25 protein-coding genes and 1 tRNA gene are annotated in these 24,426 nt (G+C 69.3%); 13 read left to right on the plus strand and 13 right to left on the minus strand.

Annotated elements, in window-relative coordinates; genetic code table 11:
* Positions 1 to 7 precede the first annotated feature (7 nt).
* The 3 genes from purE to ABSL23_RS08325 form a co-directional block, all read right to left on the minus strand.
* Positions 8 to 619 carry a 5-(carboxyamino)imidazole ribonucleotide mutase gene (purE, locus tag ABSL23_RS08315; protein WP_353635344.1) on the minus strand — a complete coding sequence of 204 codons (612 nt, stop codon included), beginning with the start codon at positions 617 to 619 and terminating at the stop codon, positions 8 to 10.
* Positions 616 to 1,770 (minus strand): 5-(carboxyamino)imidazole ribonucleotide synthase, encoded by a 1,155-nt coding sequence (locus ABSL23_RS08320; RefSeq protein WP_230891208.1) that lies wholly within the window; start codon positions 1,768 to 1,770, stop codon positions 616 to 618. The genes purE and ABSL23_RS08320 overlap by 4 nt, the downstream gene beginning before the upstream one ends.
* A gap of 69 nt (positions 1,771 to 1,839) precedes the next feature.
* Entirely contained in the window at positions 1,840 to 3,546 is a 1,707-nt protein-coding gene (locus tag ABSL23_RS08325) for a flippase activity-associated protein Agl23 (protein WP_353635345.1), read from the minus strand.
* A 98-nt stretch (positions 3,547 to 3,644) separates the two neighbouring features.
* Here ABSL23_RS08325 and ribH point away from each other — a divergent pair, with 98 nt between their 5' ends.
* Both ribH and ABSL23_RS08335 read left to right on the plus strand, forming a co-directional pair.
* Positions 3,645 to 4,046, plus strand: a complete 402-nt coding sequence (ribH, locus tag ABSL23_RS08330) for a 6,7-dimethyl-8-ribityllumazine synthase (protein WP_353635346.1) — start codon at positions 3,645 to 3,647, stop codon at positions 4,044 to 4,046.
* Between the two features lies 1 nt (position 4,047).
* Positions 4,048 to 5,190 carry a pyridoxal phosphate-dependent aminotransferase gene (locus ABSL23_RS08335; protein WP_353635347.1) on the plus strand — a complete coding sequence of 381 codons (1,143 nt, stop codon included), beginning with the start codon at positions 4,048 to 4,050 and terminating at the stop codon, positions 5,188 to 5,190.
* A gap of 25 nt (positions 5,191 to 5,215) precedes the next feature.
* Here ABSL23_RS08335 and ABSL23_RS08340 read toward each other — a convergent pair whose 3' ends face one another.
* The 3 genes from ABSL23_RS08340 to ABSL23_RS08350 are packed head-to-tail and all read right to left on the minus strand — an operon-like array spanning position 5,216 to position 8,580.
* Positions 5,216 to 6,469: a Glu/Leu/Phe/Val dehydrogenase gene (locus ABSL23_RS08340; protein WP_353635348.1), complete on the minus strand. Its 1,254-nt coding sequence runs from the start codon at positions 6,467 to 6,469 to the stop codon at positions 5,216 to 5,218.
* Positions 6,470 to 6,527: 58 nt separating this feature from the next.
* Positions 6,528 to 7,388: a CoA ester lyase gene (locus tag ABSL23_RS08345; RefSeq protein WP_353635349.1), complete on the minus strand. Its 861-nt coding sequence runs from the start codon at positions 7,386 to 7,388 to the stop codon at positions 6,528 to 6,530.
* 31 nt (positions 7,389 to 7,419) lie between these two features.
* Positions 7,420 to 8,580, minus strand: coding sequence for a PGF-CTERM sorting domain-containing protein (locus ABSL23_RS08350; RefSeq protein ID WP_353635350.1), 1,161 nt, complete (start codon positions 8,578 to 8,580; stop codon positions 7,420 to 7,422).
* 357 nt (positions 8,581 to 8,937) lie between these two features.
* On the opposite strand from ABSL23_RS08350, the gene ABSL23_RS08355 reads away from it, so the two are divergent.
* From ABSL23_RS08355 to ABSL23_RS08365, 3 genes are read left to right on the plus strand one after another with little or no spacing between them, the layout of a single operon-like run.
* Entirely contained in the window at positions 8,938 to 9,402 is a 465-nt protein-coding gene (locus ABSL23_RS08355) for a MaoC family dehydratase (protein ID WP_353635351.1), read from the plus strand.
* On the plus strand, positions 9,399 to 9,815 hold the full coding sequence (locus ABSL23_RS08360) for a DoxX family membrane protein (protein WP_353635367.1): 417 nt from the start codon (positions 9,399 to 9,401) through the stop codon (positions 9,813 to 9,815). The genes ABSL23_RS08355 and ABSL23_RS08360 overlap by 4 nt, the downstream gene beginning before the upstream one ends.
* 58 nt (positions 9,816 to 9,873) lie before the next feature.
* Positions 9,874 to 10,248 (plus strand): CBS domain-containing protein, encoded by a 375-nt coding sequence (locus ABSL23_RS08365; RefSeq protein ID WP_353635352.1) that lies wholly within the window; start codon positions 9,874 to 9,876, stop codon positions 10,246 to 10,248.
* Positions 10,249 to 10,260: 12 nt separating this feature from the next.
* On the opposite strand, the gene ABSL23_RS08370 is transcribed toward ABSL23_RS08365, so the two are convergent.
* Positions 10,261 to 12,036 carry an acyl-CoA carboxylase subunit beta gene (locus tag ABSL23_RS08370; protein WP_353635353.1) on the minus strand — a complete coding sequence of 592 codons (1,776 nt, stop codon included), beginning with the start codon at positions 12,034 to 12,036 and terminating at the stop codon, positions 10,261 to 10,263.
* A 110-nt stretch (positions 12,037 to 12,146) separates the two neighbouring features.
* Here ABSL23_RS08370 and ABSL23_RS08375 point away from each other — a divergent pair, with 110 nt between their 5' ends.
* The 3 genes from ABSL23_RS08375 (at position 12,147) to ABSL23_RS08385 (ending at position 16,874) form a co-directional block, all read left to right on the plus strand.
* Positions 12,147 to 13,166: an FAD-dependent oxidoreductase gene (locus tag ABSL23_RS08375; protein ID WP_353633380.1), complete on the plus strand. Its 1,020-nt coding sequence runs from the start codon at positions 12,147 to 12,149 to the stop codon at positions 13,164 to 13,166.
* 91 nt (positions 13,167 to 13,257) lie between these two features.
* Complete coding sequence (locus tag ABSL23_RS08380; RefSeq protein WP_353633381.1) at positions 13,258 to 14,391, plus strand: calcium-binding protein; 1,134 nt, start codon at positions 13,258 to 13,260, stop codon at positions 14,389 to 14,391.
* Positions 14,388 to 16,874 carry a right-handed parallel beta-helix repeat-containing protein gene (locus ABSL23_RS08385; RefSeq protein ID WP_353633382.1) on the plus strand — a complete coding sequence of 829 codons (2,487 nt, stop codon included), beginning with the start codon at positions 14,388 to 14,390 and terminating at the stop codon, positions 16,872 to 16,874. Before ABSL23_RS08380 ends, ABSL23_RS08385 begins: the two co-directional genes overlap by 4 nt.
* Here the strand turns inward: ABSL23_RS08385 and ABSL23_RS08390 are convergent, their stop codons facing one another.
* The gene (locus tag ABSL23_RS08390) at positions 16,875 to 17,666 is read right to left on the minus strand and encodes a helix-turn-helix domain-containing protein (protein WP_353633383.1); all 792 of its coding nucleotides are present in this window, start codon (positions 17,664 to 17,666) and stop codon (positions 16,875 to 16,877) included.
* 372 nt (positions 17,667 to 18,038) lie between these two features.
* Here ABSL23_RS08390 and ABSL23_RS08395 point away from each other — a divergent pair, with 372 nt between their 5' ends.
* Positions 18,039 to 18,851: a helix-turn-helix domain-containing protein gene (locus ABSL23_RS08395; RefSeq protein WP_353633384.1), complete on the plus strand. Its 813-nt coding sequence runs from the start codon at positions 18,039 to 18,041 to the stop codon at positions 18,849 to 18,851.
* Between the two features lie 22 nt (positions 18,852 to 18,873).
* On the opposite strand, the gene ABSL23_RS08400 is transcribed toward ABSL23_RS08395, so the two are convergent.
* On the minus strand, positions 18,874 to 19,188 hold the full coding sequence (locus ABSL23_RS08400) for a hypothetical protein (protein ID WP_353633385.1): 315 nt from the start codon (positions 19,186 to 19,188) through the stop codon (positions 18,874 to 18,876).
* 232 nt (positions 19,189 to 19,420) lie between these two features.
* Here ABSL23_RS08400 and ABSL23_RS08405 point away from each other — a divergent pair, with 232 nt between their 5' ends.
* Positions 19,421 to 19,891 (plus strand): type IV pilin, encoded by a 471-nt coding sequence (locus tag ABSL23_RS08405; RefSeq protein ID WP_353633386.1) that lies wholly within the window; start codon positions 19,421 to 19,423, stop codon positions 19,889 to 19,891.
* A 214-nt stretch (positions 19,892 to 20,105) separates the two neighbouring features.
* On the opposite strand, the gene ABSL23_RS08410 is transcribed toward ABSL23_RS08405, so the two are convergent.
* Positions 20,106 to 20,180 (minus strand) — tRNA-Arg (locus tag ABSL23_RS08410).
* Positions 20,181 to 20,286: 106 nt separating this feature from the next.
* On the opposite strand from ABSL23_RS08410, the gene ABSL23_RS08415 reads away from it, so the two are divergent.
* The 3 genes from ABSL23_RS08415 (at position 20,287) to ABSL23_RS08425 (ending at position 22,335) form a co-directional block, all read left to right on the plus strand.
* Positions 20,287 to 21,126 (plus strand): geranylgeranylglycerol-phosphate geranylgeranyltransferase, encoded by an 840-nt coding sequence (locus ABSL23_RS08415; protein ID WP_353633387.1) that lies wholly within the window; start codon positions 20,287 to 20,289, stop codon positions 21,124 to 21,126.
* Positions 21,127 to 21,246: 120 nt separating this feature from the next.
* Entirely contained in the window at positions 21,247 to 21,894 is a 648-nt protein-coding gene (locus tag ABSL23_RS08420) for an ATPase domain-containing protein (RefSeq protein ID WP_353633388.1), read from the plus strand.
* A gap of 30 nt (positions 21,895 to 21,924) precedes the next feature.
* Complete coding sequence (locus ABSL23_RS08425) at positions 21,925 to 22,335, plus strand: CoA-binding protein (RefSeq protein WP_353633389.1); 411 nt, start codon at positions 21,925 to 21,927, stop codon at positions 22,333 to 22,335.
* Here the strand turns inward: ABSL23_RS08425 and ABSL23_RS08430 are convergent, their stop codons facing one another.
* From ABSL23_RS08430 to ABSL23_RS08440, 3 genes are all read right to left on the minus strand, one after another.
* Positions 22,336 to 22,992 carry an AIM24 family protein gene (locus tag ABSL23_RS08430; RefSeq protein WP_353633390.1) on the minus strand — a complete coding sequence of 219 codons (657 nt, stop codon included), beginning with the start codon at positions 22,990 to 22,992 and terminating at the stop codon, positions 22,336 to 22,338.
* A 75-nt stretch (positions 22,993 to 23,067) separates the two neighbouring features.
* Positions 23,068 to 24,048, minus strand: a complete 981-nt coding sequence (locus tag ABSL23_RS08435; protein WP_353633391.1) for a PLP-dependent cysteine synthase family protein — start codon at positions 24,046 to 24,048, stop codon at positions 23,068 to 23,070.
* A gap of 27 nt (positions 24,049 to 24,075) precedes the next feature.
* Complete coding sequence (locus tag ABSL23_RS08440; RefSeq protein ID WP_353633392.1) at positions 24,076 to 24,372, minus strand: DUF5798 family protein; 297 nt, start codon at positions 24,370 to 24,372, stop codon at positions 24,076 to 24,078.
* Positions 24,373 to 24,426: the final 54 nt, after the last annotated feature.

The raw sequence follows: 24,426 nt of genomic DNA on the forward strand, positions 1-24,426 counted from the left end.
TGACTGGTCAGTCCCGCGCCGACCGGAAGCCCGGCGTCCCGCGTTCGTGAAGTTCGCGGGACACGTCCGCGACGCCGTCCCGGCGTTCGGCGTGGAGGTCGCGGAGCCGCTGGGCGAGTTCGTCGTCGCTGGTCGCGAGGAACTGTGCGGCCGACAGCCCGGCGTTGTAGGACTTCCCGGCGTCGACGGCCGTGATGGGCGCGCCCGTCGGCATCCCGATGACCGAGTCGACGGACTTCTCCTGCACGGGGACGCCGACGACCGGAATCGGGTACGAAAGCGACGCGGTCATGTTCGGGAGGTCCGCGGACTTCCCGCCCGCCCCTGCGATGATGGCGTCGAGGCCACGGTCGGCTGCCGTCTCCGCGTACGCGTACATCAGGTCCGGCGTCCGGTGCGCTGAGACGACCCACGACTCGAAGGTGTACCCCGCAGGCGGGTCGCCGTAGTCCGTGACTTCCGCGAAGCCGAGGTCGGTGAGCGCGTCGTGCGCGCCCGCCATCACGTCGAGGTCGCTGTCGCTGCCCATGATGACGCCGACGTCGGGCGTCTGCTCGCTGGGGCGGTCCCGTGCGGCTTCCGATTCGAACAACTCGACGAGGTCTGCTACTGTGGTCATGAGTTTGAGGGTGTGAACGAGAGCGCGTCGCGGGCGGCGCGAGCGCGCATCAGGAGTTCGCCGCGGTCGTCGCCGACGACCGTGACGTGCCCCATCTTCCGGAGCGGGCGGACGTCGCGTTTGCCGTACCAGTGGAGGGCGATGCGGTCGTCCCGCAGCGCGCTCGACACGCCGGCCAGTTCGGCGGGGCGCTCCGCGCCCTCCGGGTCGCCGAGCACGTTCGCCATCACGGCCGGCTGGCGGAGCGTCGTGTCCCCGAGCGGCAGCCCGCAGAGCGCGCGCGCGAACTGCGCGAACTGCGAGGTGTGACAGCCCTCGATGGTGTAGTGCCCGGAGTTGTGCGGGCGGGGCGCGATCTCGTTGACGAGGATTCGGCCATCCACTTCAAATAACTCGACGCCGAAAACGCCGCGGCCGTCGAGCGCGTCGAGCACGTCGCGGGCGACTTCAGTCGCCTCTTCGCGGACGCGCTCGCTGGTGCGCGCCGGAACGACGGATTCGCGGAGAATCTCGGCCTCGTGGACGTTCTCCGCGACCGGGAACGTCGCCGTCTCACCGTCGCCGCTGGCCGCGATGACCGAGAGTTCGCGCTCGAAGTCGACGAGCTTCTCGGCGACCATGCTGTCGAGGCCGTCGAACGTCTCGCGGGCCTCGGCGACCGACTCCACGGGCGCGTTCCCGCGGCCGTCGTAGCCGCCGGTGCGCGCCTTCAGCATCAGCGGCCGCCCGAACGCCTCGAACGCGGCTTCGAGGTCGTCGGCGTCGTCGACCGCGCGGAACGGCGGGACCGGGACGCCCGCGTCCTCGAACGCCCGATTCTGCACGAGCTTGTCCTGAATCGTCTCCAGCGTCCCCGGGGACGGGTGGACGGGCACGTCGTACTCGTCGCTCACGTCCGCGAGCACCGCGGGGTCCGCGAGCTCGATTTCGTACGTGAGTACGTCCGCGCGCTCGGCGAGCTCGCGGATGGCGTCGCGGTCGTCGAACGCCGCCGTAATCTGGTCGGCAGCGGGCGGACACGCCGGGCAGTCCGGCGTCGGGTCGAGGACGACCACGTCGACGCCCAGCGGGCTCGCTGCTTCCGCGAGCATCCGGCCCAATTGGCCGCCGCCAACGACCCCGACTGTCGCTCCGGGAACGGGTACCGTCATCACCCGCGACTTCCGCCTACTCCTGCATAAGAATTGCCGAAGGAACCGACAGAGTGTACACGCCCGTGCTCACTCGGAGTCAGCGAAGCCCGGTGCCCCGGTGTCCACGAAGACGACGATTATCGTGTTCCTCGCCGTGAGTTCGTACGTCCACCCCTCGTACTCGGAGCCGAGACGCTCGCGGACCTCCTGATAGTGCTTCGCCTCGGTCACGACGACCGGCGCGTCCGTCGTCTCGACGCTGACCGTCTCGTTCCCGGCGACCGCCGGCTCGGTCAGTCGCGTCGTGGAGTCGGTCACCGCGTCCGCGCGCTCCGTGTACCACGGGAGCGGCAGCCGATTGAACCAGTTTGTCCCCTCAACACTGTCCGGGTCCGAGGCGTCGTACTCGCCGGTGACGTGGAAGTGACTGCCGTAGTAGAGCACGTCCGTGCCGTCGTTCCCGGGGGCGATGCGGTCGATGCGCTCGATGGTCGCGCGCATGTCGCTGCCGGGCTGGCCGTACTGGACGAGCGCGTTGTCCTCGTCCTGTTGCATCAGGTACGACGTCTCCGCGGTGACGGCTCCCATCTGCCCGGCCGCCGCGAGCAACACGAGTGCGGCGAGCGCGACGCCGACGCGGTCGTCGCTCCGGGAGGCCGACCGGCCGCGGTCCACGACCACGCGCACGCCGACGGCCGCGGGAACCGCCAGCGGAACCACCGCGTGCACGACCGACCAGTGCCCGGAGATGTCCGTAATCGCGGGGTAGACGACGACCGACGCGACCGCCCAGTAGCCCGCGAACAGCACGAGGTCGCGGGGTTCGTCGGCGACGTAGCGCTCCGCGAGGAAGCCGACGACGGCGGCAGCGACGAGCATCAGCGACGCCGCGCCGAGCGTCCGCAGCGCGTCCGCGAGGAACGCGACGTAGCTGTGCTGGCGGGAGGCGCTGCCGCTGACGCCCCACGTGCTCCAGAACTCCGTCCACGCGCCGGCTGTCCCCGCAGCGACGACGCCCGGAAGCTGCGTCGGGTTCGTGAGCGCCGCGTAGAACTCGGGCCGCGGCGCGTAGAAAACGACGACTACGACGAGGAACGCGAGCGCGCCGCCCGCGATGGCGCGCCGCCACGCGAGCAGGCCACTTCCGGCGCGCTGGAGGTTCTCGTGGAGCACGCGCTCCCAGGATTCGTCGCGTTTGCGGGCCGTGAACAGCTGTTCGTCCAGCAGGAGCGCGCTCGCGCCGACGAACATCGCGACGTAGACGAGCGCGTTCTCCTTGGTCGTGAACGCGAGCCCGAGCATCGCGCCGGCGGCGACGAGGTAGCCGCCGCGGCGGGTGTCGAGCGCGCGCACCGCGAGCCCGAGCGCGGCGACGCTGAACGCCGCGACGAGCACGTCGCTGCGCATGAACCGCGAGTAGTAGACGAGCACGGGGTTGAGCGCGAACAGCGCGGCCAGCGCCGCCACCTCCACGTCGTCGAGGTGCGCGCGGAACAGCCACGCCGTCGCCGGGAGGAGCGCGCCGACGACCGCGACAGGCGCTCGCGCGACGGCGTCACTGGTGCCGAAGACGCCGAACAGCCACTCGTTCACGTGGAAGAGGAACGGGCCGTGGACGATGGCGCGGTAGGCCCACTCGCCGGTCGCGGCGTACTGGAGCACCCAGTAGCCGACGCGGGCCTCGTCCCAGTGGAAGATGCGGTCGCCGAGCGCGACGAACCGGAGGGCGAGCGCGGCCAGCACCGCGAAGGCAACCGCGAGCGCCGTGGCGCGGCGGCGTCCGAAGGAGGGCATTTCGTTCGCCAAACGGAACGGGGTGCATACAAACTTGTGGGTTCGCGGGAACTGTCCGTAACGGTAGGCCTTTATCCACCCCGAGAGACCGTTCGGACATGGTAGAGCTCGGGCTCGTCGTTGCGGAGTTCAACCGCAGCGTCACCGAACAGATGGAGTCGGCGGCCGTGGAGACGGCCGACGACGCGGACGCCAACGTCGTGGAGTTGGTCCGCGTGCCGGGCGCGTACGACGCGCCGCTGGCCGCCGACCGGCTCGCGCGCCGCGACGACGTCGATGCCGTCGCGGTCGTCGGCGCTATCGTCACGGGCGACACCGACCACGACGCCGTCATCGCACACGCGACCGCCCAGAAGCTCACCGACGTCAGCCTCGACCGCGACACGCCGGTGGCGTTCGGCGTCGCCGGGCCGGGGATGTCGGGCGCGGAAGCCCGCGAACGAGTGCAGAAGGGAGCGGAAGCCGTAGACAGCGCGATTCACCTCGCGGAGGAACTCTAAGATGGACTTCACTGACAGGGTACGACGAGTAGAACCGAGCGCGACGCTTGCGGTCAGCAACCTCGCGAACGAACTCGAAGCCGAAGGGAAAGACGTCATCGACCTCTCGGTCGGCGAACCGGACTTCGACACGCCGCAGAACGTCAAGGACGCCGCCGAGGACGCCCTCGAAGCCGGCGAGACGGGGTACACGTCCTCGAACGGCATCCCGGCGCTCCGGGAAGCCATCGCGGCGAAGCTCCGCGGCGACGGCATCGACTACGAGGCGGGCAACGTCATCGTCACGCCGGGCGCCAAGCAGGCGCTGTTCGAGACGTTCCAGGCGCTCGTCGACGACGGCGACGAGGTCGCGCTCCTGGACCCCGCGTGGGTGTCCTACGAGGCGATGGCGAAAATCGCGGGCGCGGACCTGACTCGCGTGGACCTCTCGCCGCACGACTTCCAGCTGGAGCCGGCGCTGGACGAACTCGCTTCCGCGGTGTCGGACGACACCGAGCTGCTGGTCGTGAACTCCCCGAGCAACCCCACGGGCTCGGTCTACTCCCGGGAGGCGATGGAGGGCGTCCGCGACCTCGCCGTCGAGCACGACGTCACGGTCATCTCGGACGAAATCTACCAGCACATCAACTACGGCCGCGAGCACGTCAGCCTCGCCGCCCTCGACGGGATGTTCGAGCGCACCGTCACCATCAACGGCTTCTCGAAAGCCTACGCGATGACGGGCTGGCGGCTGGGCTACCTCGCGGGGCCCGAGGAGCTAATCGACCAAGCGGGGAAGGTCCACTCGCACTCCGTCTCGTCGGCGACGAACTTCGTCCAGCACGGCGGCGTCGAAGCCATCGAGAACACCGACGAGGCCGTCGAGGAGATGGTCGAGGCGTTCGAGTCCCGGAAGGACCGCCTGCTGGAACTGTTCGCCGAGCACGGCACGGACGTCCCCGAGCCCGACGGCGCGTTCTACGTGATGGTCCCGGTGGACGAGGACGACCAGCAGTGGTGTCAGGATGCCCTCAAGGACGCCCACGTCGCGACCGTCCCCGGGAGCGCGTTCGGCACCCCGGGCTACGCGCGCATCTCGTACGCGGCGAGCACCGAACGGCTCGAAGAAGCAGTCGAGCGCCTCGCGGACGAAGGCTACCTGTAGCGCGGCGAGCGGCTCTTCTCGCGGACTACGGCCAGCTACCGCTGCCCTCGTAGGCGTCGACGACGCGCTGGACGGCGACGACGTACGCGGCCGTGCGGAGGTTCGGGAGGTCGTTGGCCTCGTAGGCGTCGATCATCGCGTCGAAGGCGTTCGTAATCACGGCCTCCAGTTCCTCGTTGACGCGCTCCTCCGTCCACTGGAAGCGCTGGCGGTTCTGCACCCACTCGAAGTACGAGACGGTGACGCCGCCCGCGTTCGCGAGGATGTCCGGGACGACGTGGATGCCGCGCTCCGTGAGCACGTCGTCGGCGTCCGGCGTGAGCGGGCCGTTCGCTGCCTCCACCACCACGTCGGCCTCGACGTCGCGCGCGAGGTCGCCGTCGATGGCGTTCTCCAGCGCCGCGGGCACGAGCAGGTCCACGTCCAGCGTGAGCAGGTCGTCGTTGCCGAACTCCTCGGTGGCGCCGTCGTAGCCGGCGACGCTGCCGGTGTCGCGCTTGAACTCCTTGACGTGGCGCGTGTCGAACCCCTCGGGGTTGTAGATGGCGCCCGAGGAGTCCGACACCGCGACGACGTGCGCGCCGAGGTCTTCGAGGAGTCGCGCGGCGATGGAGCCGGCATTCCCGTACCCCTGCACGGCGACCGTCGCTTCCGCCGTCTCCTTGTCGAGGTAGTCGAAGACCTCGCGCGCGGCGAACATCGTCGAGCGGCCCGTGGCTTCCACGCGGCCCTTGCTGCCGCCGTTTTCGAGGGCCTTCCCCGTGATGACGCCGGGCGCGGTCGTGTCCTCCAGTTTCTCGTAGGTGTCTTTGATCCAGTTCATCTCCCGCTGGCCGGTGTTGACGTCCGGCGCGGGCACGTCCTTGTCCTCGCCGATGAACGGCCGAATCTCCTTGGCGAACGACCGCGTGATGCGTTCGAGCTCGCTCTCGGAGTACTCGCTGGGGTCGAGCGCGATGCCGCCCTTCCCGCCGCCGTAGGGGATGTCGACGACGGCCGTCTTGTACGCCATCCACCCGGAGAGCGCCTTCACCTCGTCGCGGGTGACGCCCGGGTGGTAGCGAATGCCGCCCTTGTAGGGGCCGCGGTCGCCGTTGAACTGCGAGCGGTACGCGTCGAACGTCTCGATGGTGCCGTCGTCCATCTCCACCGAGAGCGTCAGTTCGAGCACGCGCTCGGGCTGTTTGAGGCGTTCGAGGACGTCGTCTCGGACGTCGAGGTGCTCGCCCGCGTCGTCGAGTTGCTCCTGGAGACTCTCGAAGGGATTAGCGTCCGCCATACTCCGACCGACTCCGGCGCTCAGCAAAAGCGTGGCGGAACCCCCGCCGAACCGGTCGCTACGCGTCGCCGCTGCCGGCGGCCCGCGCCCGTTCGAGGATGCGCTCGGCCTGCGCCACTAGTGGTGCGTCCACCATCTCGCCGTCCACGCGGTAGACGCCGCGGCCTGCCTCGTCGGCCTCTTCTTTGGCGTCGAGGACGCGCTCGGCCCACTCGACGTCCGCCTCGGCGGGCGTGAACGCGTCGTTGATGGGGGCGACCTGCCCGGGGTGAATCGCGAGCTTCCCGTCGAACCCCAGCTGCGCGGCGAACGCGGTCTCCTCGGCGAGCCCCTCCGTGTCCTCGATGTCCGTGTAGACGGTGTCGATGGCGTCCACGCCGGCGGCGGCCGCAGCGAGCACGACCTGCTCGCGCGCGTGCAGGACTTCGATGCCGTCGTCGGTCCGCGTCGCACCGACGTCCGCCGCGAGGTCCTCGGCGCCGAACACGAGCGCGTCCGTCGGCCCGGCGTCCGCGATTTCCTCGGCGTGCAGGACGCCGCGCGCGGACTCCACGAGCGCCAGCACGGGCACGTCGAACGCGCGCTCGTCGAGCAGCCGGCCGAGCGTCGTCACCTCGTCGGCCGACCGCGCCTTCGGGAGGACGACGGCGTCGAGGCGCGGATTCTCCCCCGCGAGCACCGTCTCCACGTCGTCGCGAGCGCCCGCCCCGATGGGGTTCACGCGCACGCAGACCTCGCAGTCCGGGTCGAAGTCGGGGTCGGCGAGCACGGACTGCACGGCGGTCCGCGCCTCCGTCTTCCGCGCGGGGACGACCGCGTCTTCGAGGTCGAAGACGACGGTGTCGGCGCCAGTCTCGGGCGCCTTCCGAAGTAACTCCGGCTGGTCGCCCGGCGAAAACAGAACGCTGCGTCGAGCCATGCCGGGGGGGTCGCCCCGGCTGCTTGTATGTCTATCGGCGCGCGAGCAGCGCGGCCGCGGCGGCGAGCGCGACGACCGCCGCGACGGTCCCGAATCCGGGCGACGCCGACGGCGTCGACTCCTCGGTGGTCGCCGGCGGTTCCGCGGTCGCGGTCTCCGTCGGCTCCGCGGTCGCCGTCGGCTCGGCCGTCTCGGTCGCGGTGGCCGTCGCCGTGTTCGCCGCGTCGACGTCGAGCGTCGCGTTTACCGCCTCGCCGCTACTCTGCGGGTTGACGTCGATGCCGACCGAGTAGTCGCCCGCGTCGGGGTTCTGGACGTCCTCGTAGACGACGATTATCTGGTCGCCCTCCTGCAGCTCGTAGTCGCCGTCCACCCCGAACGTCAGCGTCTCGCCGTCGTTGCTCCCGCTGACCTCGTCCAGCGAGGCCGCCAGCGACCGGTCGATGGTGGCGTTCGAGTCGTTGTTCCCGCGGTCGACGCCGATTTTCACGACGTCGCCCTGCCCGACGTTGCTCACGTCGGTTCCGGTCCCGCTGTAGTCGATTTCCAGCCCGGTCCACGACGAGTCACCGATCTCGTTCCCGACGAGCGTGCCCACTGTGTGGGCCGCCGTCGCGCCCGCCTCGTTCGGTACCGAGCTAACGGACGGCTCGGTCTCGCTCACCGCGCCCGCCGGGTTCGGATCCGGAGCGCCGATGTCGCCGTCACCGCCGCTCGTCGTCGCGGTCTGCGTGGGCGTCGCGGTCGCGGTCTGGGTCGGCGTAGCAGTCTGCGTTTGCGTCTGGGTCGCGGTCGCCGTCTGCGTTGCAGTTGCCGTTTGCGTCGCGGTCGCCGTTTGCGTTGCAGTCGCAGTCGCGGTCTGCGTGGCCGTCTGCGTGCTAGTCGTCGTTGGCTCCGGTGTTGCGGTCGTCGTCTCCGACGTAATCGAGAGCGTCGCGGACGTCTCGCCGCCGCTGCTCTGCGGGTTGATGTCGATGGGAGTCGTCCAGTCGCCGGCGCTGTCCGGGTTCTGGACGTCCTCGTAAACGATGACGACTTCGTCGCCCTCGTTGAGCTGGTAGCTTCCGCCGAGTCCGAACGTGATGGTCTGTGCATTGTTCGACCCGTCAGCGCTACTGAGGTCGCTGGAGACGTCGTCGTCGATCTTGGTTCCATCGGCGTCGTCGCCGCGGTCGATACCGATTGTTGTCACGTCAACTTGGCCCACGTCTCCAATGTCCGCATTGTCGGAGTTCGAGTAGTCGACTTCGAGTCCGTTCCACGACCCCGTCGCTTGGGCACCAACCGTTGCCGTCACCGTATGCGTTGACGTGACGCCTGGATCGTTCGGTGAAGCTTCAATCGAGCCGTCCGATGCTGCCGCTGTCACTCCCGCGAACGTGGCCGCCGCGACGACGACTACCACCAACACCCCCGCACGCACATAGTCACGTGGCATACCTCGACGGACTGCCGCCGACTGAAAAAGGGTGGTGGCCGAAACGGCTCGTAAAAGCCTGACGGCCGCGTTTTCGGCGGTTTTAAGGATTGGGGCCGAGCGGGTTCGACCATGGCGGGACGCTACTACGAGGGCTTCGAGGTCGGCGAGACCATCGAGCACGAGAAGCGCCGCACCGTCTCCGAGGCGGACAACCAGCAGTTCTGCGACATGACGATGAACCAGCAGCCGCTGCACCTCGACGCGGAGTTCGCCGCCGACACGCAGTTCGGCGAGCGCGTCGTCAACGGCCTCTACACGCTGAGCCTCGCGGTCGGGCTCACCATTCCGGACACCACCGACGGCACCATCGTCGCGAACCTCTCCTACGACGACGTCGAACACCCGGCGCCGGTGTTCCACGGCGACACCATCCGCGCGCAGTCCACCGTGACGGACAAGCGCGAAACCAGCGACGGCGAGCGCGGCGTCGTCACGTACCGCGTCGAGGCGTTCGCCGTGAACCGCGACGACGAACTGGTCTGTGAGTTCGACCGCACCGCGCTCCACCACAAGCGCGAGCACGCCGCGGACTGACCGTGGCCGTCAGCGACCGCGCGCGACGACTCGCGGCCCGCGCGCCCGACCCGGCGACGCTCGCGCGCTGGGGGCTCGGCGCGATGCTGCTCGCGGCGGGCGTCCACAAGCTCCTCGACCCCGCCGCGTGGGCGGTGTACGTCACCGACTGGCTGGCGCCGTGGCTCGTCGTCTCACCGGTGACGTTCATGCTCGCGAACGGCGTGCTCGAAGTCGGGTTCGCCGCGCTGCTGTTCGCGGACCGCTACACTGCGTTCGCGGCGCTGGTCGCGTCCGTCTCGCTGGCAGCGACCGTCGCCTACCTCGCGGTCGTCTGGGCGGTGACCGAGCAGTTCGGGGACGTGATTGCGCGCGACGTCGGCCTCATCGGCCTCGCGCTCGCGGTGCTCGTGGACGCGCTGCGCCGGGAGTGAGCGGCGACCGTGCCCCGATGGGGAAACTGCCTTAGTAAGGGGGTGCGTCGGGTGTCGTATGTCTTCTTCCGAGAAGCCCACAGTCGAGGACGTGATGTCCACGCCGCTGGAGACGATTAGCCCGGACGCGACCGTCAGGGAGGCCGCCGAGCGGATGCGCGCGAAAGACATCAGCGCGCTCGTCGTGACGACGACGCCGCGCGCCATCGTCAGCAGCACGGACGTCCTCGACGCCGTCGCCGAAGGCGAGGACGTCGCCGAGCTGACGGTCGCGGACGTGATGACGACCGACGTCGAGACCGCCGCGCCCGACCTCTACATGGAGGAGGTCGCCGCGATGATGACGACGTACGGCATCAAGCACCTCCCGGTCGTGGACGACGACTACGTCGGGATGATCTCCTCGACGGACGTCACCGCGCACCTCTCGTAGGCCGCCGGCGCCTCAGAGAATCGTGCCGTGTTTCTTCGAGGGCCGGTCTTTCTCGACGTCCTCGTAGAAGTCGAAGCGCGCCGCCAGCTCCGCGCGAAGCTCGGAGGGCGGGACGATTTCGTCGATGACCGTCTCGCTGGCCATCCGGTGGACGTCGATGTCCTCGCGGTACTCCTCGCGGAGCTCCTGCTCGCGCTGGGCGCGCTCCTCGGGGTCGTCGATGTCGTTCAGCTTGTTCGCGTAGACGGCGTTGATGGCGGCTTCCGGCCCCATGATACCGATTTCGCCCGAGGGAAGCGCGATAGTCGACTCGGGATCGTAGGCCGGCCCGCTCATGGCGTAGATACCCGCGCCGTAGGCCTTCCGCACGACGACGGACTGCTTGGGGACGGTGGCCTCGCTGGTGGCGTAAATCATCTTCTTGCCCTTCTCCAGGATGGCGTCTTTCTCCACCGAGGAGCCGGCCATGAAGCCGGGCGTGTCGCAGAGGTAGAGTAGTGGAATGTTGTACGCGTCGGACTTCCAGACGAACTCCGCGGCCTTCTCGGCGGCGTCCGGGAAGATGGCGCCCGCGCGCTCGGCGGGTTGGTTTGCGACGATACCCACTGTACGGCCGTCGATGCGCGAGTACCCCGTGAGAATCTCCTTGCCGTACTCGGGCTTGAGTTCGAAGAACGAATCGGCGTCCACGACGCGCTCGATGAGGTCGTGCATGTCGTACGCGCGGTTCGGCGACTCGGGAATCAGGCCGTCGATGCCCTCGGTGGGTTTCGCGGGCGGTTTCGCGGGCTGGCTCGGCGGTTTCTCGTCGCTGTTGTTCGGGAGGTACTGAATCAGGTTCGAGACGAGTTCGCGGGCGTGCTCCTCGTCGCGGGCGACGAGGTCCGCGCTCCCGGACTGGCGGGCGTGGACCTCCGGGCCACCTAGTTCCTGCATCTCGATTTCCTCGCCGGTCACCATCTTCACCATCCGCGGGCTGGCGATGGCCATCGCGGACATCCCCTCGACCATCACGGTGAAGTCCGCGAACACGGGCGTGTAGGCGGCGCCGGCGATACAGGGACCGTACAGCACGCAAATCTGGGGAACGCGGCCGGAGAGCCGCGAGTGGTTGAAGTAGTACTTCCCGATGCCCTCGCGGTTCGCGAAGAACCCGGACTGCTGGTCGATGCGCCCGCCCGAGGAGTCCATCAGATAGAGGACTGGCTTGCCGGTCTTGAGCGCGCGCTGCTGCATCCGGAGGAACTTCTCGACGCCGCGCTCGGCCATCGACCCCGCCTTCACGGTGAAGTCGTTGGCCATGAAGTGGACGTCCCGGCCCTCGAAGTCAGCGGCGCCCGTGATGAGGCCGTCCGCGGGGAGGCGCGTGTCGGGGTCCGCTTCGTCGACGTCGGGGCTGTTCGGGTGCCACGAGTCGAAGTTCGCGAACTTCCCGTCCTCGAACAGCAGGTCACCGTTGCCGTCCCCGCCTTCCTCCCCGAACCAGAGGTCGAGGCGGTCGCGGACGAACAGCTTGTCCTGCTCGGGCAGGCGCTCGCGGTACTTCTCGGGGCCGCCGTCGAGGATGTCTGCGATTTCCTCGCGGAGCTCCTCCTCGCGCTCGGTCGAGCCGAGGTCGCGCTCCGGCTCGGGCTCCTCGGCGGCGGGCTCGGGGGCAGCGTGGGTGACGGCGGGCTCGTCGGCTTCGCCGAGGTACACTTCGACCTCGTCGGCGACGTGCTCGGCGAGCGCGGCGGCGACCGCCTGCGCCTCTTCCTCGGTCGCGCCGGCGCCGATTCGTACCTTCATGGTCTTTCGTGTCTTGCGGGAACGCAAACCGTTTTCTCTTTGCGGCGGCCGGCCCGCGAGCCGTTGCCGCTTGGTGGAGTGCTAAGGGGCTGGCGGGCCAAACGGCCGGTGTGACTGACTCGCTGGCAATCGTCGGCGCCGGCGCGGCCGGCGCGGCGGCCGCGTACCGCCTCCGGGACGCCGCACCGGACGTCACCGTCTTCGAGAAGTCGCGCGGCGTCTGCGGGCGCGCGGCGACGCGCCGCCGCGACGGCTGCCGGTACGACTACGGTGCGAACTACGTGAAACCGGGCGACGGCCCGGTCGGCGACCTCGTGCGCGACCTCGGCGAAGACGGCCTGCACGACGTCGCCCAACCGGTGTGGACGTTCGACGGCGACGGCAGCGTCGAACCCGGCCGGGACAGCGACGAGCCGAAGTGGACGTGGGAGGCCGGCATCACCCAGTTGGCGAAGCGGCTGTTCGCGCGCACCGACGCCGCCGTCCACCGGGAGACGCGCATCGAATCGCTCTCGCGGGCGGGCGACGCGTGGACCCTCACTGACGCCGATGGCACCACTCACGGCCCGTTCGCGGACGTGCTGTTGACGCCGCCGGCGCCACAGACAGCCGACCTGCTCGCGGCGACCGACTGGGACGACGACCGGCTCGCGGCGGCCCGCGAGGCCGTCGCGGCGGTGCCGTACCGGAGCATCGTGACCGCGGTGCTGCGCTACGACTTCGACGTGGATCGGGAGTGGTACGCGCTCGTGAACACCGACGGCGCCCACGAGGTGGGGTGGCTCGCCCGCGAGTCCTGCAAGCCCGGCCACGTCCCGGACGGCGAACTGCTGGTCGTCCAGATGGCCCCGGACTGGTCGCGGGCGCACTGCGACCGCGACCCGGACTGGCAGACCGACCGCGCCGCCGAGCACGCCGCCGCCTTGCTCGGCGACGACCGCCTGCTGGACCCGGCGTGGACGGACACGCAGGGCTGGCGGTACGCCCTCCCCGACGACGCGGTGGACGCCGAGCCCGTCGCCGCAGTCCGGGACGCCGGCCTCCACGTCGCCGGCGACTGGGTTGCCGGGGAGGCGCGCGTCCACGCCGCCGTCGAGAGCGGGCTGGCCGTCGGCGACCGGATTCGCTAACGCCGTCGACGTTGCGGGTCCGCGGTCGAAGACGGACGAGCTCGACGCGAGCACCACTATATTCAAGTGCGTTACAGCAAGACAGAGAGACGTGTCTCGGTGCTCAGTCCCGCGTTCCGTCGTGGTCGCCGCCGTCGTCGCGCTCGCGGCGGCGAGTCCGGCGACCGCGCTCGCGGCCGGCACCGCCGACGCCGCCACGGTCGAATCGGGCGTCCTCTCGGTCGACGTGACCGGGCCGGGCGCCGCGACCGAACGCGGCGGCGTCTACTACGTGTGGGCCGACGAACCCGCGACCGTCGAGGTGACCGTCGGCGACTACCTCGGCGACTCCGCCACGTACTACGCCGACTACGACGTCCGGCTGACCGAGAGCCGCGAGGCCAGCTACAGCGAGGAGGTCGACAGCTCGCTGGCCGTGACGACGGTGACGCTCGGCGAACTGGCGACGACCGACGCCGACCTCACGCTCGAACCGCGCGAGGCGGAACTCGAACCTGGCCGCCACACGCTGTACGCGACGATGTACAGCGCGCAGGCCAGCGGGAACTCCCGGCGCGACGACCGAGCAGTCACGGTCCACGTCATCAACAAGGGCGGCGACCTCGACGCCGACGGCCTCTCGAACGCGAACGAGCTCTCCCTGGGCACCGACTTCCGCGACGACGACACGGACGGCGACGACCTCGAAGACGGCTCCGAGGTCCACCAGTTCGGCACCGACCCGACCGACCCCGACACGGACGACGACGGCGTCCGCGACGACGAGGAGGTTCGCGCGGGCACCGACTACGGGGACGCGGACACGGACGCCGACAGCCTCGACGACCGCTCGGAGCTCGCGGGCAACACGTCCGCCATCGAGGCCGACGCGGACCTCGACGGCCTGCCGGACGCGCTGGAAGTCCAACTCGGCACCGACCCGAACGACCGCGACACGGACAGCGACGGCCTCACTGACCTGACCGAGTACCGCGACACGGGTACGGACCCGCTCGACGCGGACACGGACGGCGACGGCCTCGACGACGGCATCGAACTGCGGCGGTACGGCTCGAACCCGACCGCGGTCGACTCGGACGCCGACGGGATTCCCGACGGCGAGGAAGTGCTGCGCGGCACGGACCCCACGGTCCCGAACGACGCGGCGAACGCCGCCGACGAGGCCGGTGCCTTCGACTGGTCGGTGTACTACCCGCTGGCTCACCTCCAGCGCGCGCTCACATGACGCCGCGAACACTCCTCCTCGCCGCGCTCGTGGTGCTCGGCGCAGTCACCACCGGCGTCGCCGCGAGCGCCGTCGGGCCGGCGGCGCCCGCAGACGCAATGGAGGCCGCGACGCCCGCAGCGGCGCCGACGTACGTCGAAAGCAACGTGACCGAGAACACGACGTGGACGGCCGAGAACGGCCCGTACTACGTCGGTCGCGACCTCACGGTCGCCGGGAACGCGACGCTCACCGTCGAACCCGGCACGCGCGTCAACGTCGGCGAGGAAGTCACGATTACCGTCGAGGGGAGCCTCGTCGCCGCCGGGACCGCCCTCGACCCGATTCAGTTCACGACCGCCGACCCCGCCTCCAGCGCGGGCACGTGGCAGACCATCGAGTACGCCGGCGACGGCGACTCGACGCTCCGACTGGCGCACGCGGTCGTCGAACACGGCACGACCGCGATTACGGCCACGTCCGACGAGGGGGCGATTCGCGTCGCCAACGCGACGGTTCGCGAGCACGTCCGCGACGGACTGACTGCCACCGCCCGCGGCGGCTCGCCGTCGCTCCGGATTGCGGACAGTCGGTTCGCCGACGTCGGGCGCGCCGGCGTCACTGTCGCGGTCCCCGAGACCGACCCCTACGCCGACGCGGCGCGGGACCTCCGCGTCGAGGGGACGACGTTCGCAAACACGGGCGCGAACGGCGTTCGCGTGCGCGCTCGACAGATTTCGAACGTCCAACTGACCGACGTGACCGTCGCCGGCGTCTCGGGCGCCGGCGTCGCGTTCGAGACCGAATCGACGGACGCGCGCCCGAAGACCACCAACGACCACGCCGTCGAGGACGTGCGGCTGCGCCGGCTCGCAGTCGAGAACGTCGGCGGCGACGGCGTCGCGTTCCGCGGCGGCGCGTTAGACGACGTGACCGTGCTGGACAGCGAGGTTCGGGGGGCGTCCGGGAGCGGGTTCCACGTGGACGGGGCGACCGACGCCGACGACGTGCGGTTCGCGCGCAACACCGTCGTCGACGCCCGGAACGGCCTCCGGGTCGCGCTCCGCCGGACGGCCGGCGGCATCCAGCACGTCTCGCTCGCCGTCGAGCGAAACGAGTTCTCCCGGAACGACCGGTACGGCCTCGACGCAACCGCGGAGTACGTCTTCGTAGACCGCTTCGACGTGCGGAACAACACGCTCGCCGAGAACGGCGACGGCGGCGCGGCGTTCGGCACCCAGCAGGTGGACAACACGGTGTTCGCGGACAACGCCGTGCGCGAGAACGGCGGTTCGGGTATCTCCGTCTCCGCGGTTCGCGTACGCGGGACGACCGTCCGCCGGAACCGCCTCGTCGACAACGCCGGCGACGGCCTCTCCGTGCGCGCGAGCGACCTGCTCGGCGGGGTGCGCGTGGGGTTCAACGACGCGCTCGACAACGGCGAGTTCGGCGTCGCGGTCGCCGGCGAGCGAGCCGGCGCGACCGCCGCGATTCACAACAACACGGTCGCGGCGAACGCGAACGGCGTGCGCGTCGCCGGCCCGACGCCGGCGCGGCTCGCGAACAACTCCGTGGTGTTGAACACGGCCGACAGGGAGCGCGCCGACGGCGGCCGCGACGCCGCCGCCGCGACCGGCGTGGTCGTCGAGAACGCGCCGAACGTCGAACTCCGCCACAACGACGTCTACGGGCACATCGTCGGCCTGCGGAGCGGCCTCGACGGCGGCGCGCTCGTCGTGGCCGAACACAACTACTGGGGCGCCGCCTCCGGGCCGTACCACGAGACGCTCAATCCGGGCGGCGCGGGCGACGCGGTCGTCACCGACGGCGGGAAGGCCGACCCGGTGCCGTTCGCGAGCGAGCCGTTCGGGCCGCGCTACGAGCGCCCGACCGCGGTCCTCACCGCCAACGAGACCACCGTCGCGCCGGGCGAACCAGTCGAGTTCTCGGGGCGGCAGTCCACCGACGACGGCACAATCGCGACGTACGAGTTCACCGTCGAGGGCGAGGCGTCGTCCGGTTCGGCGGCGACGTACGCGACCTCGTTCGCGGAGCCGGGGACGTACGAGGCCTCGCTGGTCGTCGAGGACGAACTCGGCGTCGCCAGCCTCAACGACGCGACCGTGAACGTCACCGTCCAGTCAGCCGCGCAGACGACCCAGCCGACGACCGCGGCGACGACGACAGCCACGACGACCACCGCGCCCGAGCCAAGCGAGGGCGACGACTCGCTGCTGGCGAGCGTGCTCTCGCTGTGGGGCGGGCTGGGGGCGCTGTGCTACGCGCTCGCGCTCGCGCTCGGGGCCTACGGGACGTGGCTCTCCATCGGCGGCCGCGACCCGCCGGTCAGCGGGACGGCGATTCACGCGCTCGCCGCTGCTGGCGTCCTCGTCTGGGCGGTCGCCGGCTTCCTCGGTGACGGCGCGCTGCTCACGTTCGCCGCCGGCGGCGCTGTCGCGTGGGGCGGCTTGACAGGAATCGTCCTCGCGCTCGCGACGCGGTAGCTACTCGGCGCCGCCGAGGCGCCACGTGAAAATCGCCCGCAGCACGACGACGAGGCTGTTCGACTCGCCGCTCCCCCAGATTGCAGTCTCCGACTCCGGGGTCGACGGTCGGCCGTTATCGCCGTCGACGAGCACGCTCACGAGTGTCGTCTCGCCGTCGACCATCATGAGCCGGCCGGCGGGCGTGTCCGACCACATCCACAGCGACTCGAACAGCTCGGCGTCGGGCACCTCTCGCTGGATGCGCTCTTGGACGTCCGGCGACACGCCCGCCAGCTCGATGGCCACGCCGCGGTCCGCGGCGGCTTCGAGGGCGTCGACGACGTCCTCGGTGAGCAGCTCCCCGACGGTCATGTAGACGATGCGGTCCTCGGCGTTCTCGACGAACTCCAGCACGCGGTCAGTCACCGTCTCCCGGCCCGAGACCGTCCAGACGCCGCGCTGCTCGTCGCGGCGCTCTATCGGTTCGATTTCGTCCAGCGCTTCCGTGAGAACGGCCGTGCGGTGTTGCCACTCGCGTTCGACCTTTCCTCCGGTCGTCTCCGCGGAGATGGCCCAGAACTCCTTGGGCGTGGACTGCTGGACGTCGACGAGCCCGTGGTCCCGGAGTTCGTCGACGGCGTCGTAGACCCGCGTCCGGGGCACGTCCGCGACCCGGCTGACGTCCTTGGCGGTCCCGGTGCCGAGCCCGACGAGCGCGACGAACGTCCGCGCGGCGTACGTACTCAGACCGAACTGTTCGAGCTGTTCGATGGCGACGGCGCGCGCGTCGTCGGGTGTATCAGAACTCATGACGGTGTGGGTCCACTCCGAGAACCCCGCCGAAACGCGGGGTCGGCACGCGGGGTTGCGGTTGGGACACACAGTTGTCGCGTGCCAGTCGTAGGGAGCGCGTCCGCCGGTATAACGGTTTTGTGATTAATCGGGTGAACGAGAGAGCTACGAGAGAGATATTTGCGGGGGCGTCTCCACGAGGTCGTTCTACGTTCATCGTGAAACTCACAAACAGAACGGGCGTTGCGAGCGGGCGCGCCGCTACGGGCTGCTGGCGCGCGCTCCGAACCCCGGCCGCCAATCCGTAATTCCAGTAGTAACAACGCATATCCGTCGTGCAGTGTTATCACCGCGTTGACCCCAGGTTCTCCGGGCTGCGGGTTGGGACACATGACTACGAACGAGAACGCCGACGAGGCCGTCGAAGCCCTCCAAGAACTCGGCTTGAAAGAGTACGAAGCGAAGTGCTTCGTCGGGCTGACGCGGATTCCGACGGGCACGGCGAAAAAACTCAGCGAGGTCACGGAGGTGCCGCGAACCCGGATTTACGACGCGATTCGGGTGCTGGAAGCACAGGGACTGGTCGAAATCCAGCACTCCAGCCCCCAGCAGTTCCGCGCCGTCCCGCTGGACGAGGCGACCGAGACGCTCCGCGACCAGTACGAGTCCCGCGTCGAACAGCTCCGCGACGCGCTGGACGCCGTCGACAGCGTCGACGCCGAGTCGGAGTCCTCGGTCCAGGAGGTGTGGACGCTGACCGGACAGACCGCGATTGCGAACCGCGCGAACCAGCTCGTCGCCGACGCCGACCGCGAAGTGGTGCTCGTGGTCGGCGACGACTCCCTGCTGACCGACGAGCTCGTCGCCCGGTTGAACGGCCTCCCGGAGGGCGCAGACCTCGCCATCGGCGCCGTCTCGGCGTCCGCGCAGGCCGAGATTCAGGACGCCGTCCCGGACGCGACCACGTTCATCTCCGGGCTGGAGTGGCTCCGCAGCGAGACCGACGACGAACACGACGTCGCCATCGGCCGACTGCTCCTCGTGGACCGGTCGGCGTTCCTCGTGAGTTCCATCATGCCGGACGCGCATACCGAGCAAGCCATCTTCGGCACCGGCGTCGGGAACGGCCTCGTCGTCCTCGCGCGCCGACTCATGGCGCAGGGGCTCGTGCCGAGCCGCGACCCCGGACAGGTCGGCGAGTAGCGTTTCACTCGCCGGGCCCGAGCTACAGGTCCGTCTGGACGTCGACGATGGTCTTCGCCGTCTCGAAGATGTCGTCGGCCGCGAGGAACTCCTCCACGGAGTCGAACTCCGCGGGCTCGGTCGGAATCTGGAGTTCGAGCTCGTCGTCGTCGAGCCCGCCCGTGATTCGCGCCAGCGACTGCGTGCCGCCCGCCTGCACGTGAATCACCGCGTTCACGGTGTCGCCGTCGACCTGCACGTGTTGAATCTCCAGCGGGCCGTCCTGCCCGCCGTCCGCGTAGTGTATCACCGCGGGCACCGCGTCCATCTGCACGAGCTTCGTGCCGAGTGTCGCCATACTAGCCACGGGCCGCACGGCCGGAAAAGCCGCGCGACTCGCGCCCCGCCCCGAGCGCGGACCCGTGGCTCGTCGCTGGTCCGCCACGGCGGCTCGCTCGCTCCCACCAGTTCGTCAGACAACTGGCTGCCGTCTGTCGGATTCAGCGCCCGTCACCGCAGTGGTTTTATTGCAATCGGAAGTAATCCGACCGTAAGCGCTGACCAACTGTGTCACGCGTGTAACGAAAACTATGAAAGTCAGCTTCGAAATCCCGGATTTCGACGAACGCGGTGTGTCGCCGGTCATCGGCGTCATCCTGATGGTCGCGATTACAGTCATTCTGGCCGCCGTCATCGCCAGCTTCGTCCTCGGCTTCGGCGACTCCGTCAGCGAAAACGTACAGGCAGGCGCGGATATTAGTGAGAACGACGACGGCACGGCGGGGGTCACTTGGATTAGTGAGGGGAACGCTGAAGAACTCAACGTCACCGCAGCAGGTAGTGATGCAGTCACGCTGAATGAAGTGGGTGGAACTGCGACGATAGAACTTGACTCCTCCCAAGGAGAGACCTACAATTCGACCTCTGGTAATACACTCACTCTAGGCACTTCTGGGTCTGAGACCACCCGGACCGTCCAAGTTACCGTCACTGCTATCAGCAGCGGTGGCTCCAAGACCGTGGTCACCCAAGAAGAAGTGGCGCTTGAAGATAGCCCATAGTATAGAAGAACACGCTTCTCCGCTTTTCGCGATTCTTTGAGTTACGGGGACAGCTACGTCTGATATGACAAGTGTCGTTATGAATTGGAGGGGTGGTAAGCCGGATTGTGAACCTCCGAGAGACGGTCACCTCGCTCCACTCGGTACTGCGTCTCTCGTGGTTCAAATCATTCGCCCCAGTTTCGACTCCTCGCTCTGCTCGTCGTCAGAAACATGGGCGCTGCAGGATTTGAACCCGCGGCGTCTTGGTCCGAAGCCAAGTGCTCTGTCCAAGCTGAGCTAAGCGCCCGGCACGCCAACGTAGACGGAGGTCGGTTTTAAACCCCGTGATTCGGGGTGGGCCGGGTTCGGTCGTATCGCCTCCTTTATTCGGGGTGGTCCGCGTAGGCGTGGGCATGAGCGTGGCGGGGACAGTTCGAGGGCTGGTGGAGCTCACGCGGCCGGTGAACACGGTCGCGGCGGGCGCGTTGACGTTCATCGGGGCGTTCGTCGCCGGCGGGGCGTTCGCGGAGCCGGTGGCGACGGCGGCCGCGGTGGGGGCGACGTGGTTCGCGACGGCGGCGGGGATGGCGATAAACGACTACTTCGACCGGGAAATCGACCGCATCAACAACCCGGAGCGCGCGATTCCGCGGGGGGCGGTGTCGGCGCGCGGCGCGCTGGCGTTCAGCCTCGCGCTGTTCGCCGGTGCGGTGGCGCTCGCGCTGTTGTTGCCGCCGCTGGCGCTGGGCATCGCGGCGGTGAACCTTCTCGGGCTGGTGACGTACACGGAGTATTTCAAGGGGCTGCCGGGCGCGGGGAACGCGCTGGTGGCGTACCTCGTGGGGAGCACGTTCCTGTTCGGCGCGGCGGCGGTGGGCGACCCGCTGGCGGGCGGCGTGCTCGCGGTGCTGGCGGCGCTGTCGACGTTCACGCGCGAGGTCATCAAAGACGTCGAGGACGTGGCCGGGGACCGCGAGGAGGGACTGCAGACGCTCCCCATCGTCGTCGGGGAGCGGCGCGCGCTCGTCCTCGGGACAGTCCTGCTGGTCGTGGCGGTGCTGGCGAGTCCGGTGCCGTACCTCGCGGGGACGTTCGGCGTCTGGTATCTGGTCGTCGTGGTGCCGGCGGACGCGGTGATGCTGGCGGCGGCGTACCGGAGCTTCGACGACCCGGAGGCGGGCCAGCAACTCCTGAAGGCCGGGACGTTCGTCGCCGCTGTGGCGTTCGTCGCGGGTCGGCTGGCCGCCCCGTGAGCCGGCCAATCAAAAGGAATTTAAGCGAATCAGCATATCTTTCGGGCAGATGAGAACGGGGGAGTACCACTCGTCGCCGTGCAACTCCCCGGTCGCAGTAGGGACGCGAGGGGGAGCATAATGTACGAGCTTGGCGCGGCCTTCTCGGACGTGGACGTCGAGTCGGGAACGAACGTCCTCGTGGAGGGGCCACCGATGAGCGGCAAGCGCGACCTCGGGTTCGAGGTTCTCGCGACCGGTGCCCGCGACGGCGAGGGGTCTATCGTCGTGTCGACGAAGGACAGCGCCGAGCGCGTCATCGAGGACTTCGCCGAGCACGTCGGCGACACCGAGCCGCTGCTGGGCGTCGTCGACTGCGTCACCAAACAGCAGGGGATGGGGACCGCGACCGAGTCCGAACTCGTGCGCTACGCGTCCTCGCCGGTGGACCTCACCGGCATCGGTATCGAGCTCTCCGAGCTGCTGCGCGCGCTCTACCAGCAGCGCGGCGTCACCCGCAACCGCATCCTCCTGCACTCGCTGTCGACGCTGTTGATGTACTCGGACCTCCAGACGGTGTTCCGGTTCCTGCACGTGTTCACGGGGCGCGTGCAGAGCGCGGACGCCCTCGGCGTGTTCGTCGTCGACTCCAGCGCCCACGACGAGCAGACGGTGAGCACGCTCAAGCAGCTGTTCGACGGCATTATCACGCTCCGCGAGCGCGAGGACGGCGGCTTCGAGGCGCGGCTCGTCGGCATCGAGGACGGCACCGACTGGCGCGACCTGTAGCTTTTTCGCCGCGGCGCGCGAAGTGAGCGTATGCCCGTCGAATCCGACGCGGAACTCGCCGAGATTCTGGAGTACGACCACGTCGCCGTCGTCGGGTGTTCCTCGACGGCGGGGAAGGCCGCCCACGACGTGCCGCAGTACCTGCTGGACCACGGCTACGACGTGATTCCCGTGAACCCGTACGCCGACGAAATCTTCGGCCGCGAGGCCTACGACTCGCTGGCCGACGTCGACGAGCAGGTGGACGTGGTGGACGTGTTCCGGCCCAGCGAGGAGGTCGCGGGCATCGTCGACGAGGGCGTCGCGCGCGACGACGTGCAGGTCGTGTGGACGCAACTCGGCATCGAGGACGACGACGCCGCCCGGCGCGCCGAAGACGCGGGACTACGCGTCGTCCAAGACAAGTGCATCAAGGTCGAGCACGGCCGCTTGAAGGCCTGATTACTGCATCTGGCCGCCTTCCTCGTGGGGCTGGATGACGACGAACCCGTCGTCGCCGGTGAACTCCATCTGGACGGACTCCCCCGAGGTCTGCCCGATTTCGAACGCCTTGTTCACGGAGAACGACGGCGAGAGCCCGTCGCTCCACGCCACGGTCGCGTCGGGGTCGGTCTTCACGGGCGGTTCGACGACCAGCGGGTCGCCGTGGGTCGTGACGGCGACCTCGCCGGGGCCGGTGAGGTAGACGTTCGTCAGACCGCCCGCGGCAACGCCGGAGAGGCTGCCGATAGTGCTGATCTCGTAGTCGACGCCGGAGTCGAACGCGAGCACGTCGTTGCCGTTGACCGAGACGGACTCGCCGTCGTCGAGGTCCAGAATCTGGACTTTCTTGCTGCGGTCGGCGACGTAGAGGTAGCCGGTGCCTTCCGCGACCATCACCGGCGTCCCCTCGCTGGTCACCGCCTCCTTGACGAAGCCGGTGAGCCCGCCCTCGGCGCTCGCCTTTCCGGTGAACGTCAACTCGCCGGTGTAGCTGACCATCGAGCCGGCGCGAATCATCACGCTGCCGTCCACGGGGATGCCGAGGAGGCGGTTGTTCTCCTTGCGGAAGCCGTCGGCGTCGGCGTCGGCGGCCTGCGGAAGAGTCGAGATGTCCATTCTACCGCGTCGGTTCTCGGCGGGTGCCGTTGTGGGTTTCGCCGGGTCGCGCGCGCTGCGAACGCGGCCGCGCCGTCAGCCCTCCCACTCCTCGTAGCTTCCGTAGACGCCCTTCGAGAGGTAGCGCTCGCTGGAGTCCGGGAAGACGGTGACCACGCAGTCGTGGGGGAGGTCGAGGTCGCCGGCCGCCGCGCGCTCGGCGACGTCCAGCGCTGCCAGGCAGTTCGCGGCGGAACTGGACGCGACCAGCTGGCCCTCCTCGCGGGCGAGGCGCTGCATCTCGGCGTGGGTGTCCTCGTCGGGAATCTGGACGACGTCGTCCACGAACTCGGGGTCGAACAGCTCGTTCGTCGCGGGGTCGTGGGTGCCGATGCCCTCGGTCTTGTACTCGCCCTGTTCGACGTCCCGGCCCTTCGTGGTCGCGTACAGCGACCCCTTCGGTTCGACGGCCGTGACGTGCAACGCCGGCACCTGCTCGCGGAGGTACCGGCCCGTGCCCATCAGCGTGCCCGCGGTGCCACAGCCCGCGACGAACGCGCCGACCTCGCCGTCGAGCGCGTCGCCGATTTCGGGGCCGGTGGTCTCGTAGTGGGCTTGTGGGTTCAGGGGGTTCGAGAACTGCTGGGGGACGACGGCGTCGTCGAGCTCGTCGGCGAGTTCGTGGGCGCGGTCGATGGCGCCGCCCATCCCGTCCTCGGTGGGCGTGTTGATGACGTCCGCGCCGAGCGCGCGCATCAGCTGCTGTTTCTCGACGCTGAAGCGCTCGGGCACGACGAACACCGCGTCGACGCCGAGCTGGCCGGCGGCGACCGCGAACCCGATGCCGGTGTTGCCGGCGGTCGGCTCCACGATGGTGCCGCTCTCGGGGAGTTCGCCCGACTCGAGCATCTGTTCGAGCATGTACTTCCCGATGCGGTCTTTCACGCTCGCTCCGGGGTTGAACGACTCCAGTTTCGCGTACACCGGGACGTCGTCCGGCGACGCGGCGACGCGCACGAGCGGCGTCTCGCCAATCGTCTCCAGCACCGAGTCCAGCGGCCTCCGGTGGGTGGTCATCTCGCCGGAAATTCTTGCCGGCGTTCTTTAGTCGTTGCCATCCGCACCGTCGCTGCCGCCGTCTGTCACACCGGCGGTCGCGGCCTCGGCGTCGGCCTCACCGACGACGGCCTCGACGTCCACGCCCTCCTTCTCGGCGAGCGCTTCCACGAGCGCGCGCTGCTCGGCGAGCTCTGTTTCGAGGGCTGCGACGCGGTCGTTGGTCTCCTCGACGGTCCCCGTGAGGTCGTTGACCTGCTCGCGGAGCCGCTCGAAGCGCTCGTAGAGCTTGTCCGCCATCTCCGTGACTTTCTGGAGCTTCTTCGCGGTCGAACCGAATCCCATGGACGCGAGTAGGCGTTCGTCCGGGATGACCGTTTCCCTCGGTCGCAGCGCCGG

The organism is Halobacterium sp. NMX12-1 (genome assembly GCF_040435975.1).
Lineage (GTDB): Archaea > Halobacteriota > Halobacteria > Halobacteriales > Halobacteriaceae > Halobacterium > Halobacterium hubeiense.

What these genes read in the sequence shown, in the direction of transcription:
- purE (WP_353635344.1), bottom strand. Translation starts at nt 619, where the DNA reads ATGACCACAGTAGCAGACCTCGTCGAGTTGTTCGAATCGGAAGCCGCA.
- ABSL23_RS08320 (WP_230891208.1), bottom strand. Translation starts at nt 1,770, where the DNA reads ATGACGGTACCCGTTCCCGGAGCGACAGTCGGGGTCGTTGGCGGCGGC.
- ABSL23_RS08325 (WP_353635345.1), bottom strand. Translation starts at nt 3,546, where the DNA reads ATGCCCTCCTTCGGACGCCGCCGCGCCACGGCGCTCGCGGTTGCCTTC.
- ribH (WP_353635346.1), top strand. Translation starts at nt 3,645, where the DNA reads ATGGTAGAGCTCGGGCTCGTCGTTGCGGAGTTCAACCGCAGCGTCACC.
- ABSL23_RS08335 (WP_353635347.1), top strand. Translation starts at nt 4,048, where the DNA reads ATGGACTTCACTGACAGGGTACGACGAGTAGAACCGAGCGCGACGCTT.
- ABSL23_RS08340 (WP_353635348.1), bottom strand. Translation starts at nt 6,469, where the DNA reads ATGGCGGACGCTAATCCCTTCGAGAGTCTCCAGGAGCAACTCGACGAC.
- ABSL23_RS08345 (WP_353635349.1), bottom strand. Translation starts at nt 7,388, where the DNA reads ATGGCTCGACGCAGCGTTCTGTTTTCGCCGGGCGACCAGCCGGAGTTA.
- ABSL23_RS08355 (WP_353635351.1), top strand. Translation starts at nt 8,938, where the DNA reads ATGGCGGGACGCTACTACGAGGGCTTCGAGGTCGGCGAGACCATCGAG.
- ABSL23_RS08365 (WP_353635352.1), top strand. Translation starts at nt 9,874, where the DNA reads ATGTCTTCTTCCGAGAAGCCCACAGTCGAGGACGTGATGTCCACGCCG.
- ABSL23_RS08370 (WP_353635353.1), bottom strand. Translation starts at nt 12,036, where the DNA reads ATGAAGGTACGAATCGGCGCCGGCGCGACCGAGGAAGAGGCGCAGGCG.
- ABSL23_RS08385 (WP_353633382.1), top strand. Translation starts at nt 14,388, where the DNA reads ATGACGCCGCGAACACTCCTCCTCGCCGCGCTCGTGGTGCTCGGCGCA.
- ABSL23_RS08390 (WP_353633383.1), bottom strand. Translation starts at nt 17,666, where the DNA reads ATGAGTTCTGATACACCCGACGACGCGCGCGCCGTCGCCATCGAACAG.
- ABSL23_RS08395 (WP_353633384.1), top strand. Translation starts at nt 18,039, where the DNA reads ATGACTACGAACGAGAACGCCGACGAGGCCGTCGAAGCCCTCCAAGAA.
- ABSL23_RS08400 (WP_353633385.1), bottom strand. Translation starts at nt 19,188, where the DNA reads ATGGCGACACTCGGCACGAAGCTCGTGCAGATGGACGCGGTGCCCGCG.
- ABSL23_RS08405 (WP_353633386.1), top strand. Translation starts at nt 19,421, where the DNA reads ATGAAAGTCAGCTTCGAAATCCCGGATTTCGACGAACGCGGTGTGTCG.
- ABSL23_RS08415 (WP_353633387.1), top strand. Translation starts at nt 20,287, where the DNA reads ATGAGCGTGGCGGGGACAGTTCGAGGGCTGGTGGAGCTCACGCGGCCG.
- ABSL23_RS08420 (WP_353633388.1), top strand. Translation starts at nt 21,247, where the DNA reads ATGTACGAGCTTGGCGCGGCCTTCTCGGACGTGGACGTCGAGTCGGGA.
- ABSL23_RS08425 (WP_353633389.1), top strand. Translation starts at nt 21,925, where the DNA reads ATGCCCGTCGAATCCGACGCGGAACTCGCCGAGATTCTGGAGTACGAC.
- ABSL23_RS08430 (WP_353633390.1), bottom strand. Translation starts at nt 22,992, where the DNA reads ATGGACATCTCGACTCTTCCGCAGGCCGCCGACGCCGACGCCGACGGC.
- ABSL23_RS08435 (WP_353633391.1), bottom strand. Translation starts at nt 24,048, where the DNA reads ATGACCACCCACCGGAGGCCGCTGGACTCGGTGCTGGAGACGATTGGC.
- ABSL23_RS08440 (WP_353633392.1), bottom strand. Translation starts at nt 24,372, where the DNA reads ATGGGATTCGGTTCGACCGCGAAGAAGCTCCAGAAAGTCACGGAGATG.